The organism is Helicobacter sp. MIT 03-1614 (assembly GCF_000762925.2).
In the GTDB taxonomy this organism is placed as follows: Bacteria; Campylobacterota; Campylobacteria; order Campylobacterales; family Helicobacteraceae; genus Helicobacter_C; species Helicobacter_C hepaticus.
Map to the genome: position 1 here is coordinate 1 of NZ_JRMS02000010.1, position 13098 is coordinate 13098.

General features: G+C 35.3%; 11 protein-coding genes. 1 reads left to right on the forward strand and 10 read right to left on the reverse strand.

Annotated elements, in window-relative coordinates; all coding sequences use genetic code 11:
• The 7 genes from LS66_RS07740 to LS66_RS07765 form a co-directional block, all read right to left on the reverse strand.
• Nucleotides 1-475: hypothetical protein (locus tag LS66_RS07740; RefSeq protein ID WP_236097003.1), on the reverse strand; the 475-nt coding region annotated here is incomplete at its 3' end.
• 9 nt (nt 476-484) lie between these two features.
• The gene (locus LS66_RS07745; protein ID WP_052057537.1) at nt 485-1126 is read right to left on the reverse strand and encodes a hypothetical protein; all 642 of its coding nucleotides are present in this window, start codon (nt 1124-1126) and stop codon (nt 485-487) included.
• A gap of 12 nt (nt 1127-1138) precedes the next feature.
• The gene (locus LS66_RS07750) at nt 1139-1708 is read right to left on the reverse strand and encodes a hypothetical protein (protein WP_138092013.1); all 570 of its coding nucleotides are present in this window, start codon (nt 1706-1708) and stop codon (nt 1139-1141) included.
• Between the two features lie 55 nt (nt 1709-1763).
• Entirely contained in the window at nt 1764-1895 is a 132-nt protein-coding gene (locus tag LS66_RS10405) for a hypothetical protein (protein WP_268903663.1), read from the reverse strand.
• Between the two features lie 94 nt (nt 1896-1989).
• On the reverse strand, nt 1990-2709 hold the full coding sequence (locus LS66_RS07755) for a lysozyme inhibitor LprI family protein (protein WP_236097004.1): 720 nt from the start codon (nt 2707-2709) through the stop codon (nt 1990-1992).
• A gap of 50 nt (nt 2710-2759) precedes the next feature.
• On the reverse strand, nt 2760-3341 hold the full coding sequence (locus tag LS66_RS07760) for an aminodeoxychorismate/anthranilate synthase component II (RefSeq protein ID WP_034367933.1): 582 nt from the start codon (nt 3339-3341) through the stop codon (nt 2760-2762).
• Nucleotides 3338-5188 (reverse strand): bifunctional chorismate-binding protein/class IV aminotransferase, encoded by a 1851-nt coding sequence (locus tag LS66_RS07765; RefSeq protein WP_034367931.1) that lies wholly within the window; start codon nt 5186-5188, stop codon nt 3338-3340. The genes LS66_RS07760 and LS66_RS07765 overlap by 4 nt, the downstream gene beginning before the upstream one ends.
• A gap of 130 nt (nt 5189-5318) precedes the next feature.
• On the opposite strand from LS66_RS07765, the gene LS66_RS07770 reads away from it, so the two are divergent.
• Nucleotides 5319-7583 (forward strand): BspA family leucine-rich repeat surface protein, encoded by a 2265-nt coding sequence (locus tag LS66_RS07770; RefSeq protein ID WP_052057501.1) that lies wholly within the window; start codon nt 5319-5321, stop codon nt 7581-7583.
• A gap of 15 nt (nt 7584-7598) precedes the next feature.
• On the opposite strand, the gene LS66_RS07775 is transcribed toward LS66_RS07770, so the two are convergent.
• Genes LS66_RS07775 through era form a run of 3 tightly spaced genes read right to left on the reverse strand, consistent with a single transcriptional unit; the run spans nt 7599 to nt 13098 of the window.
• The gene (locus tag LS66_RS07775; RefSeq protein WP_034367929.1) at nt 7599-11090 is read right to left on the reverse strand and encodes an acyl-[ACP]--phospholipid O-acyltransferase; all 3492 of its coding nucleotides are present in this window, start codon (nt 11088-11090) and stop codon (nt 7599-7601) included.
• Between the two features lie 56 nt (nt 11091-11146).
• Nucleotides 11147-12157: a L,D-transpeptidase family protein gene (locus LS66_RS07780; protein WP_236097005.1), complete on the reverse strand. Its 1011-nt coding sequence runs from the start codon at nt 12155-12157 to the stop codon at nt 11147-11149.
• Nucleotides 12158-12177: 20 nt separating this feature from the next.
• The gene (gene era, locus LS66_RS07785) at nt 12178-13098 is read right to left on the reverse strand and encodes a GTPase Era (RefSeq protein ID WP_011115151.1); all 921 of its coding nucleotides are present in this window, start codon (nt 13096-13098) and stop codon (nt 12178-12180) included.

Here is a 13098-nt window from a genome sequence, read left to right on the forward strand (position 1 = left end):
CAAACACTCCACTTAATCCACTCATTAAAGTATCTGCTGTGTTACCTTGATATTCTAGCAAATTTGTATTAGATTCTATGACTAAAGTTGAAGTATTATCCTTATTGATAATTTCTTTAGCTGTAATGTTGGAATCTTCATAGGTAAAGGGTTGGATACTATTGCTTTGTGAAGTAGTAATGCTTATTGGAGATTTTGTATTTTCTTGAGTAGTAATATTAAAATCATCTTGCTTCATTGGTATTGAAGTATTCTTTAAAAACTCTTGACAATCAATATTACACATTATAACTTCTGCGAAAGGAATACGATTATATGTATCTTTAGAATCATAAAGTTTAATATTATTATTTGGATTATAGGGAGCATTGGGGTTAGAATCTATCATACCAAAATCTACATTTGTTCCTTGTTGATTCCCAAATTTTAGAGTGAAACCTAATTTGCCATTTTCATTATTATTATCTTGATTCACTTTTTGTCCTTACGACATATGAAATTGTTTTTCTAAATCATAGGGCAAAGAATTTGTATCTATACCTTGAGATTCTAAAGCTTCTTTGGTCTTTTTGATAAGAAAATCGTGCAAATAACATTGTTCGGTTATTTCGTTGTAGAGTTTGGGTGATACATAACCGTTCCAAAATGTTAAAAAAATATGACAATATGACTTTAATTGCCAAAAAGGCGCATATTTACTTTTAATGTTTCCTAAAGGAAATATTGTAATCATACTAGGAGGACTCACAGGACATAATCCCGTAGATAGCAAAACAAGCCTAAATCCCACTTCCCCAAACTTAAAGAATCCCTTTTGCATTCTAAACCAATTCCTTCTCTCAAAGCCTATGCCTTGATTGGTAATGTAGATTCTGTTTTTGCGTGCGTAAAGAAGTTGAAAAAGACTTAAAAATACGAAGGGAATACCAAAAAGCATTAATGTTATAAAAAACACAATATCTATTCTCTCTAATACAAAATCCTCAATACCTGCATATACTATTATAATTCCAAACAAAAACATTGTTCCAAATACCAAAGAATCCCACCAACTTAAATTATGCCTTATCTCATACAGAATCTCCTCTCCAAACTCATCATATCTTATATCTTGTTTTTCATTCATATTCTTGCTCCATTAACACTTCGTGCTTGAAATAATAGCTAAGATTCTGCCTTTAGTTGATTCTTTGAGTGATTTATCTACCCCATATTTCTCTGCTAATTCTGCCATTGAAGCAAACACTCCACTTAATCCACTCATTAAAGTATCTGCTGTGTTACCTTGATATTCTAGCAAATTTGTATTAGATTCTATGACTAAAGTTGAAGTATTATCCTTATTGATAATTTCTTTAGCTGTAATGTTGGAATCTTCATAGGTAAAGGGTTGGTTTGTAGATTCTGTATCTCTTTGAGATTCTATGTTTGTGTTAGATTCTGTAATGTTTATAGAATCCTTTGTGGTTTCTGCAGTTTGTTTGCTAAAATTAAGTATATTATTTTCATTTTGCTGTTCTTTATTTGCCATATCAAAAGGACAATCTACAATACAAGCAATAGTCACTCTTTTTGTATTATCTTTAGAATCATAAAGTTTAATATTATTATTTGGAGCAAATAGAGTCCTATAATCTACCCCTCCCTTCTTATATGGCAATCCTTGCAGAAGCAATGGGTCAAAGTTGCTCTTAGCATCTTCCCTCACTCCGCCTTTACCTCCCCACCTTTAACGACTAATCCTTTAGAATCTATCACTACTTCTACTCCACCAGCTTTAATAATAACACAATCTCCCCTTGATATATTTTTGTAGAATATTTATTAAATTCTTCTAAAAGTTCATTGGCATTTATAAGCGACAAACAAAACAAACACACAATTATTTTTTTCATATTATTCCTTTATTATTTAAAGTAGTCTATCACTTTATTACCTCTATAAAGATAAAGTTCTTTTCCATTAAAATAACATTAATGTCATACAACATTATTGCACCTCCTTTTTATACACATCTCCCCACTCAAATATCGTTTGGTTACCACACATTGTGCTACAAAAAGAATCAGGTGAATCAAAGGCTTTCTCATCTCTTGTAAATACGATGCCTTGCGGATTTTTCTTGATATAAATTTTACAATTTACAAAATCCTCGTCATCATAATAAGCTATGGCTTCTTGTCGTGATTTTATCTGCAACTTCAAACTTATATCACATTGGTGCATATCATTAAACTCGCTTTTATGTAACAAAGCAAAATATAAGGCTTCACAAGTATTATTTTTACATTTTTGTATCTCAAAGCTCCCCATATAAAGATTTTTTTGTAACTCATAAGTCCCAAGCCACGCATTGCTTATATACATTGTGTAGGTTTGTAGCTCTTTGATTCTACTTTGCAAAAGCTCTTTTAGGCATTCTTTAGATTCGCACCTCTCTCGTGTTTTAAGCCAAGATTTTTGAGAATCTAAGAATGCTTTTTTGCCATTCTTATCAAGCTTTGCCTTTGTCTCTTGATAACTTTTAAAGATTTGTCTATCCAAATTCTGCAAATTCCCACTCTCATCATTACATATCATCTTTTCTACTTTTGTGGTAGCCTTAGCACAATCAAAGCTAGGTTTTGCTATTTCGCTTGATTGGGCATTAACTAAACTTATCAATGCTGTGATAAAAAAGAGGATTTTAAATATATTTTTATATAGCATAATGGATTCCTTTCATTTCCCAATCACTCCGCCTTTACCTCCCCACCAAACTATAATGCAAGAAAATTTTGCATTATGCGTTTGCCATGCTCTTGCAAAATAGACTCTGGGTGAAATTGCACTCCATAGCTTTGGTAACCCTTTGCTTTAAGAGCCATAAGCACCCCATTTTCACTATATCCTAATGCCTCACATTGCCCTAATTGACTTACATAGAGTGAATGATATAGAGCAATTTTTATTCCTTGCTTTACCCCCTTAAATAAAGAGTTTGGCGTGAAATTAAAATGCGCTGTCTTGCCGTGTGTAGGATTTGCAAGAGAAACAACCTCGCCTCCAAATGCTTGAGCGATACACTGATGTCCCAAACAGATTCCTAGAATCTTCTTATATGGGGCAAAATGCCTAATTGCCTCCAAACACACACCAGATTCTAAAGGGTGGCTTGGACCGGGAGAGATGATAAGATGAGTGATAGAATGCTTTTTGCAAAGCTGTTTTAGCTCCAATAAAGATGTATCATTTGGCACAACAAATGACTTTGTGCCACATTCTTTAAGCAAATAAAGCACATTATATGTAAAAGAATCATAATTATCAATGAGGAGCACTTTTGATACTTTTTGCTTCATTTTACCCCTCTTTCAAGCTGCACTTCTACCACTCCGCGCACAGAGTTTATGCAGTAGATTCTCTGTGCTTTTGCAAGATGTTTGCGTTTTAAAGTTTTTTCCTTTATCGCACCACTTTGGAGCAATGCTTGAGCCAAAGTGCCACCAAGCAATCCGCTTTTGCGCTTTGGTGTATAGAATCTCCCCTCTATCTCAAGCACAATATTACTTCGCGAACCCTCGCATAGCTCACCTTTTTGGTTAAAATACAGCACATCAAACACCGCGCTACATTCTATGAGTTTTATAGAATCTGCAAAATGGTTGCGTTGCGTGGATTTATGGTATAAAAATATATTATGTGAATTAAGCGTGTGTTTAGACAATATAACACGAGTGCAAGCACAAGGCACAAAAGGCTTTATCTCAAGAGCATACGCGCCATTTGGCATAAGACTTAAGCGCAATATTGTTCGCTCTTTTGGCATTTGTTGTTTGCAAAGTTGAAAAAATGCCTGTGTTTGCTTGATACAATCTCGCTTGTGTAATGCTTGAATGTGTGGGAATTCAATCTTTGGATATAAATGCGAGTGTGCAAAGGAAGCAGTAAATGCACTAAATTTGCTGCAAAGGAAGCCAAATTTACGCGCAGAGTGCAAAAGTCGCTCTAAATGCTCTTGGAGTAAAAAAATGCGTCCATTTTCAAAAAGCATTGTTTCAAAGAGCGCAAAAGATTCTAAAGGGGTGGGTTGCAAAAAACTTGCTTTAAGCTTTAATTCGGCAAACTCACTCTCACATACAGAATCCCACACTACCCCACTTCCCACACCATAGCGATAAAAGTCCTCATCTGCACCTTTAAAAAGTGTGCGAATAGGCACACAAAAGGAAGTATATTGATTAGAAATCACACCTAATGCGCCACAATATACGCCTCTTTGGCGAGATTCTAAACTATGGATAATTTCCATTGTTTTAAGCTTTGGCGCACCTGTGATAGACCCACAAGGAAAAAGAGCGCGCACAATCTCATGCAATGAAGTCTGTTTAGATAATCTCCCCTGCAAAGTAGAGACCATTTGATGAAGTGTGGGATAAGTCTTTATGGTGCAAAGATTCTTTATATGCAAGGAGCTAGGCTTGATAATTTTGCTCAAATCATTACGCAATAAATCTACAATCATCATATTTTCGCTACGATTTTTGCTATCTTGCTGCAATGTGCGCTTTTGTATAACATCTAGCTTATGTGTTTTGGCTCTTTTTATTGTGCCTTTCATTGGTTGAGTGGTAATTGTGCGATTTTTTACCTCAAAGAAAAGCTCGGGTGAAAAACATAGAATCTCACCAAATGCGTTTTTAATGTAGGCTTTGTATGCGGTGTTTTGATAAGAAAGAATCTGCTTAAAAAGCTGCTTGGGCTGCACTTGAGAACAAAGCTTTAGCTCGTGAGTATAGTTGATTTGATAACTCTCACCTTTTAAAATATGCGTTTTTATGCGTGTAAATCCGCTCTTGTAACCCTCATAGTCAAGCCCTTGCAAAAGAAATAGCGGTAATTGAGTGTGATGTGTCTTGTTAAAAAGATTTTTAAGCTTACGTCTTTTGGCAAAAAATACAAAATAAAGCAAGGGTTGCCTATGTAAAGACATTGTAGCGCATATACGCTCATAGAGATGATGATATGCTTTTGCTTGATGAGCTTGGAGAGCCACGCCTGCTTCATAAGTCATATACCCGACAAAATAGCCTTTTTGCTTTGATTTAAGAGTAGATTCTATGCACTCTAGCGCATTCAAAACGCCTTGCACATCAAAAGCAGTGAGTTTTCTTAAAGGATTGCTATAATAAAAGTTACCATAAATCATTGCATAATGCTATCTTAAAGCATTAAATATTTAAACCTATTCATACTCTTTCCCACGCTCTCTAAATATTCTTTTAGCTGTGGTTATTTTTTTATATAATTCTACTTTTTCAAATCATAAAGGAGACAAAATGCAAAAAGAGGGAAAACCAAATAAAGCAGCAAAAGCGCAAACTCTTCTATCTCTCATACTAGAAAATGATAATATGAGTGAGGAAGCCATAATTGCATATCTTAAAGCCAATGTCAAAAATGCCAAAAAAGAAATCAAAGCTGCACTCAAGCATATAGAAGATTGTGCTTATGAAATGACAATAAATAATGATTACGAAGAGTATGAGCTAGAATATGAAGATGAGACAGGCATTCCCGCATCTGAATGCGATAGCAATGACTTTCAAAGGTGGTTTGAAGATAAATTGCTTGACGAAGATTTAGCCAAAATCCGCACACTTTTAGAAGAGCTAATGAATGAAAAAGATTTGCAGCTAAGGCTAGATTCTCAAGTCAATGCAAATAGCGCACAAAGCCCAAAAGAGCTTATAGAGGCAATACAAAACTATGAAGTGCTAAAGGCTTTAAATATCTTGCAAAGTGGGCAGATAGAGAGAAAACACATTAGCAAAGATCTTTTAAAAGTGTGTGATAAAGCCATAGACTCTCTTATTGATGTTGTCGTAGAAGATTCAAAAGGTGGCGAAGAAATTGGGAAAGACATTAAAGGCGCATTTTCAGAATTTATTGAGGTAGATTACAATAGACAAGGATTTAAAGATTATAGCGGCGAAGCACGAAAGCAACTCAAAAAAGGAAGTGTCTATAAGCTAAGGGAAATTTTAGAATCTATCACAAAAGGTAAGAGTATAGAATCTGCCCTCCACAACTCTGTCTTTTATGACAAAAAAGGCAACTTTAAGCCAAAGCATAAGGAGTTATCATTTATCCCACTTAACACTTTTGAGCTAAAAGTTCTTGTAGAGATTGAGGAAGTAAATCTTGGGCAAATTGATTTAAGCTATATCAAAAGCCTTGCTGCGCTCTTTGCTGATTATGCTTGGTGGCGCACAAATAGAAAAGATTTTAGCGGTATAGAGCAATGGGATACGAGTAAAATCAATGATATGTGCAAGCTTTTTACAGGGTTGAAAGACTTTAGGGCAGATTTAAGCAAATGGAATGTCTCAAGTGTGAAAAACTTTGAGAGTATGTTTGAAGATTGTGAATCTTTTGAGAGTGATTTAAGCAAATGGAAGCCCAAAAAAGCAGAGGATATTGCCTTTATGTTTAGCGAGGCAAAGTCTTTCACAAGTAATTTAGATGCTTGGAATCTAAGTAAGGAATTGGTAGAAAAAGCAAAATATCTTTTTAAAAACTGCCCGTTATCACAAAATCCGCCATCGTGGTATAAAGCCGTCTTTGATATGGATAATCCAAGTGTGGCATTGCTCTATAAACTCGTAAAGATAAGAGACTACGCCCGCGCAAAAGAATGCTTTTCAAAGCTACAAACTCTAAGCAAAGAGGAATACACAGAATGTGCAAGGCTTTGCTTTTATACAGAGCCGGGAGTAATAAGCACAGCACTCCCTGATAAAGATTTTTTCACTGCCCTTGTCAATCAAGCAAAATCACAAAATATACACATTCCTATCAGCAATGAGGTAATGCAAAAATGTCTGCGATTTGGGAAATTAGAATATGCGAAGTATTTAGTAACGCTTGGCTATAAGGTTACTATTGATAAACAGAATAATTTTGGCGTATATGTAGCACTTAAATCAAACCCAAAACAAGAAGTGCAGGATATTCTGCGCTTCTTTGTGCAAAACTTAGGCAATGAAATCAATGAGAAGTTTTTTGAAGCACTTGGCTTTAATCCTGAAACTAGGGGTTCTAGAGATAACTTTAATGAAAAAACACTTGATATATTTTTTAAGGAGCTTTTAGCACACTACCCTAAAGAAATTTTCACTGATAAAAAAATGTTGGGTTTTTTTATTAATACGGATTTAATTTACATACTTTTTAATAATGGCATAGAGGTGGATTTACAAGGGGTGGAAATTAACCCTAGAGCTATTGATTATTACCTTGATAAATACTTGCCAAAATTTTTAAAATTTTTAGAGCTTCATCTTTTACAAGCAGATACTATAGTTGAACATTATATTTATTATCCAAGAGATACTTTCGTGAAAGTGAGTGTTTTGCTTTTGTTTCTTGATGAGTTCAAAAATAAACTTACAAACAATAATATCCAAAAAATCTTAAAGCAGTTTGCAAAAAATGGCTTTGATGTGGAGAAACTTGGCACTTATGAGGGGAAAAACCTTTATGAAATATTAGAGGATAGCAAGTATAAAGAGGAGATTTTATCCTTACTAAAGATAAAATGATGTAATCCTTTACATTCACACATTGAGGAGCTTTTGTGCTAAATCTTTCGCACCTTTGAAATCCACCTTACCCGAGCCAAGCACGGGGATAGATTCCACTCTTAGAATCTTAGATGGCTTAAAAAGTGCTGGGATTTGCGCTTCTTTGATAATTTTTTCTATTTTTTCATATTCTGTCTTTTCACCGCTCACAAGAAGAATGACACTCTCGCCCTTTTTGCTATCATCTATCGCTGTGGCAACATATTTAAGCCCATCATCAATCTCATATTTTTTGATAAGCTTTGCAATCTCTTCCTCAATCCCACCAAGACTTACCATTTCCCCACCAATTTTTGCAAAACGCGAATATCTATCCACAATATGAATGAATCCATCGGCATCTAAATGCCCCTTATCGCCACTTTTATACCACCTAATCCCATCAATTTCTACAATCACTTCTTTGGTTTTTTCCTCATCATTGAGATACCCTACCATTACTTGATGTCCGCCGATAAGTATCAACCCGTCCTCGCCTACAGGCATTTCCTGCATAGTATTTGGCTCAACAATTCTAATGGCACTTCCGGGCAAAGGCATACCCACGCTTCCCTCCTTACTTGCTTTATGCAATTCCCAATTATCCACATCAAATTCACTCGGTAGATTCACACTTGCCACAGGTGTAGTCTCTGTCGCACCATAGCCCTCATAGATTTCTTTATTAAACTTCATCACAAAGGCTTCTTTTACATCTTTTTTGAGTTTTTCCGCTCCTGCTACCACAAGTCGCAAAGAATCAAACATAAGCTTATCTACCTTATTACTACGCGCATAAATACCCAAAAACGTAGAAGTGCCGCACATCACACTCACTTTGTTTTTTGCTATTGCCTTAGCAACGCCCACCGCATCAGTTGGGTCTGCGTGTGTAACAGAGAGCATACCCTCAAGCAAAGGCATAAGTGTAGTAACGGTTAAACCAAAGGCGTGAAATGGTGGCAAAGACGAAAGCATAGAATCCCCATCGCGCGCGTGAATGACATCAGAAATTTGCAAAATATTGCTCATAATATTTAAATGTGAAAGCATTACACCTTTTGGCTTACCCTCACTCCCACTACTAAAAAGAATTGCGGCTATATCTGTGTTTTTCTGCGCTTTTATATAAAACCATTTAAGCATAAAAGAGGGCAATAAAATCGCTTGAGCCATTTTACACACAAAATCAAGCTTATTTGCTTTAACCTTATCAACTAAATCCTCCATATATAACACTCTCACATTTTGCGAGAAATTTAAACTCACGCCCTTGCCTTCAAGTTTATCCATAAATTTTTGTGAAGTATAAATTGTCTGAATTTGTGCGGATTTAATAGCAGTATCAATCGCCTTTTGTCCAGCCGTGAAATTAAGATTCACAATGGTTTTTGTCGCCATAAGCAAAGAAAGATTACATAATGCACTTGCAAGTGAGGCAGGAAGTATAATTCCCACATTTTGCTGCTCCTTTGTCTGCTCTGCAAAAAGCTTAGAGAGAATAAGTGTAAGGCTAAGCATTCGCGTATAACTCATAGAACCACTTAGGCTATCTATAATAGCCACTTCACTTCCCCACTTCTTTGCAGAATCTACCCACGCCTTGCCAAGTGTAGGCAAGACTTCGCATTGAGATTTCCACGCACTAAAAGATAACTCAAACACTTTAGCCTTAACCTGCTGTGCGTTAGAGTGAATATCTAAAGATTCTCCAAAAGCAATCGTGATATTGCGTTTAGCAAAGCTTTTGCGTCTTTCTTGGAATCCTTGATGAGAGTGTGAAAATGCACTCCCCCATAAACCGCGTATATAAAAGGGCAATATTACAGCTTGATTTTCATTTACATTTTTAGCAGCAAGTTCAAAGCCATTTTTAAAGGTATTTAAATGCCCGTGTCGCGATATTGCACCTTCGGGAAAAATACATACCATATGCCCTTGTATGAGTTTTTGTGCAATAGATTCTAAAGCTTTTCTGCTTCCGGCATTTGAGACAGGAATCACACCAAAAAAATCAAGAAAAATGCGTATATACCACCTATCATAATAACTCCGCTCCATTACAAAATACACCTTACGCGGTAGTGCCAACTGCACCATAGCCCAATCTATGAAAGATATATGATTGCCAAGTAATAATACGCCGCCTCGTTCAGGGACATTTTCAAAACCCTCTACATTTAAGCGGTATCTTTGAAAAAATGCAAGAGTAACGAGCATTCTTACAAGCGAAAAGGGCAAAAGCTTCACAACATAAATTGCCCCACACAATGCGACAATCATACAAAAATAAAAAAGATACACTACATCAATATTACCTAAAGATACAAGAGTGCCTATAAGCAAAAATAAAAGCATAGCAATATTTTGCACGAAATTATTACCTGCTAGAATCTTACCCAACTCACCCTCTTTGGCGTGGAATTGTATTAAAGCATTAAGCGGAACTATAAAAAGTGCGCCACCCACACCAAAAAAGAAAAAGAGCACAGCATAAGATGTAAGAGAAGAAAAACTTAAAATCAGCATAGTAGTTATACAAATAAATCCTGCCCCAATAGGGATAAGCCCTGTTTCAATATATTGCTTTGAAAATCGCCCCGCAATAATAGAGCCTATAATAATTCCAAAGCCCGAACAAGCAATAATCATCTGCACCTTAAAGGTATTTAACTCCGCAAAAGTCATCTTTACATAAGTCGGAAAAGTCGCTAAAAGTAATTGAGAGATAGACCAAAATACAGCTATGCCTATTACAGATAACCAAATATTACGATGAGAAGTGAGTAATTTAAAATTTGCTTTTAATAAAGAACCTCTCAAATATGCTTCCTTATCAAAAACCTCTTGTGTGCGTTGCGTAAGTGTGGGAAGGGTATAGCATAAATATAATTCTATTAGAGCACACGCAATAAGCACAAAACCAAGCGGAGCAACACTTTGCAAAATCTCACCTTTTTGTGCTAGGAATCCTAAATCACTCAAAGCATACAAAGATTCAAATAGAAGTGAGAAAACGCTCATACCTGCTAAAATAGCTACAATCGCTACTGCCTGCATCACACCATTTCCCCACGCAAGTAAATCCTTACCTACCAAATCTTTGATAAAGCCATATTTTGCAGGAGAATAAATCGCCGATTGAGCTGCCATAAACAAAGTAGCTATAAAAGCAAACCAAAAATAACCAAAAAAATAACACAACGCAATAATGATACTAAGCAACAAGCCAAACCACGCACATATACGCATAACAACATTTTTAGGATATTTATCAGCCAAGAAACCAGAAGGAGAAAAAAGAAATATAAAAGGAAGTAAGATAAGTGCGTTAATAACGCTTGTTAAGAGTGTAAGTTCGCTTCCATCATAGACTTTATAAATTGTATTTTGAATAGTGATTTTATGCCCTAAATCCATAAAGGCATTGATAAATGCTATAAGAATAAAAAATGTAAAACCTTTAATCTTCCATATTTTATTCATTAGTGTCTCCTATTTTTACATCTTTAGAAGAAGTTATTTATTTTAGCTTTTATCAACTATCGCTCACTTAGTATCTTGATTTTCCCATTTTCTACGAGTACATACATATCTTTTTGCCCCGCAGAGCTAAAACTTGGCTTACCATTAAGAAAAGCTTTATAGTCTTGGAAAAAACTTATACGATACATATTGCGATGTGATTCATTTGGATAAATAGATACATTGATATGAGAAATGCGTATATTTTTGCTTTCATTTTTAGCAAAAATATTTTTCTTATGCTCTCTGAAAGATTTAAAACTCATACCATCTGGGCGAAAAAAATTTTTTTCATCATAAAAATTTAAATAAGTTTGCAAATCATTTTTTTGCCACGCATTTTTCCATTGATAGAGTTGAGAAAGCACTATTGAGAGCTCATCTACACTTGTGGGTTTAAATATTCCCTCATAGGTAATGAGCATAGTTTTTTTCCAATCAATAATTTTGTCATACTTTTTCAAAAGCTCATTATCAATAGCAATGCACCCGCGCGTATTAATATCCTCTCTATTACCATTTAAAGGCAATCCGTGAATCCAAATCCCACCACCTGTTTTTTTTAGAGACTGGTCATACACATTAGGATAATTTGTAGAAAATGCCAAAGGTCCATAATATTGGTCTAATCCTGTAAGACGAGCATTTAAATCATAAGAGCCAATGGGCGTTGTCAAATCACCCTCTTTTTTCTTATTACCCTTACCTTTTGCAACAAGTGCTGGTGAGTTGCCAATCTCTTGGAGCTTAGAATCTTTAAACTGATAGAGTTGAAGCGATGGGGTAGATTTATTTGATACAAACAAAAATTTCAAATCTTCAAAGTATCCATACTCTGTGGCGTTTTCTTTGAGATATTCTGCCCAATACTCTTTATCTGACAAATAACTCTCAAGCTTAGATTCTATCGCACCTATACCATTTTTTTTATATTCATTAACTAAACCTACAAGCTGCATATCTAAAGCATAAATATGCTCCATAAAGCTTAGTGCCAATATACACCAAAGCACCCTGCATAATTTCATTATCTTGCTCCTTTAACTCATTATAAGGTGAAATCATATCCTATTTTTTTCAATGTATCCCTTTGTTTGCTCCAACCTTTATATACCTCAACATCAAGCTTTAAAAAAATCGCTTTAGAGCTAAGAGATTCTATCTTTTGACGCGCGCACTTACTAATGCGTTTGATACTGCTGCCTCCTTTGCCGATGACAACGCCTTTTTGACTTGATTTTTCCACAATAATATGAGCAAAGATTCTATCTTGCTCTGCACTTTCTTCAAATTTTTTAATCACCACATCAGCCTCGTATGGAATCTCATCACTTAGATTCTCAAATAAACTCTGACGAATCATTTCTTTATAAATCTCTTTGAGCGAAGCATTAGAGAGTATCTCTTCATCATACAAAAATGGCGAAAAAGGTAGATGTGAAGCAATGGTATGCAATATTTTTTCTCTATCAAATCCCTTTTTCACGCTTACAGGTAATAATTCTAAAAAAGTATCGCTAAAGCGTTGATATTGAGCAATTTTATGTAAAATCTCTTCATTTGTGCAAGTATCAATTTTACTTAAAAGTAAAATATGTTTTTTGCCTTGAGAAAGCTCTAAAAAATGCTCATAATGCCCTATATCATCGCTTACAGGAGCAAGATATAATGCCATATCATAATCACTTAGAGCCCTAAGAGCTTGAGAGAGCATATATTGATTGAGCAATTTTTCTTGATGATGAATACCCGGCGTATCCACAAAGATAATCTGTGCATTGAGTGGTGCATAAGGCACGATGAGTTGGAGTTGCTTGCGCGTAGCATTTGCCTTATGCGAAACAAGTGCGAGATTCTCTCCCAAAAGATGATTAAGCAAAGTAGATTTTCCAGCATTTGGTCTGCCAAGTGTCGCTACAAATCCCGCACGAGTTGGCAAGGTTTGATTACTTATGGATTCTATTTGCAT

Coding starts and splice junctions, on each gene's coding strand:
- LS66_RS07745 (WP_052057537.1), bottom strand. CDS start 1,126: ATGAATGAAAAACAAGATATAAGATATGATGAGTTTGGAGAGGAGATT.
- LS66_RS10405 (WP_268903663.1), bottom strand. CDS start 1,895: ATGAAAAAAATAATTGTGTGTTTGTTTTGTTTGTCGCTTATAAATGCC.
- LS66_RS07755 (WP_236097004.1), bottom strand. CDS start 2,709: ATGCTATATAAAAATATATTTAAAATCCTCTTTTTTATCACAGCATTG.
- LS66_RS07760 (WP_034367933.1), bottom strand. CDS start 3,341: ATGAAGCAAAAAGTATCAAAAGTGCTCCTCATTGATAATTATGATTCT.
- LS66_RS07765 (WP_034367931.1), bottom strand. CDS start 5,188: ATGATTTATGGTAACTTTTATTATAGCAATCCTTTAAGAAAACTCACT.
- LS66_RS07770 (WP_052057501.1), top strand. CDS start 5,319: ATGCAAAAAGAGGGAAAACCAAATAAAGCAGCAAAAGCGCAAACTCTT.
- LS66_RS07775 (WP_034367929.1), bottom strand. CDS start 11,090: ATGAATAAAATATGGAAGATTAAAGGTTTTACATTTTTTATTCTTATA.
- LS66_RS07780 (WP_236097005.1), bottom strand. CDS start 12,157: ATGAAATTATGCAGGGTGCTTTGGTGTATATTGGCACTAAGCTTTATG.
- era (WP_011115151.1), bottom strand. CDS start 13,098: ATGCAAATAGAATCCATAAGTAATCAAACCTTGCCAACTCGTGCGGGA.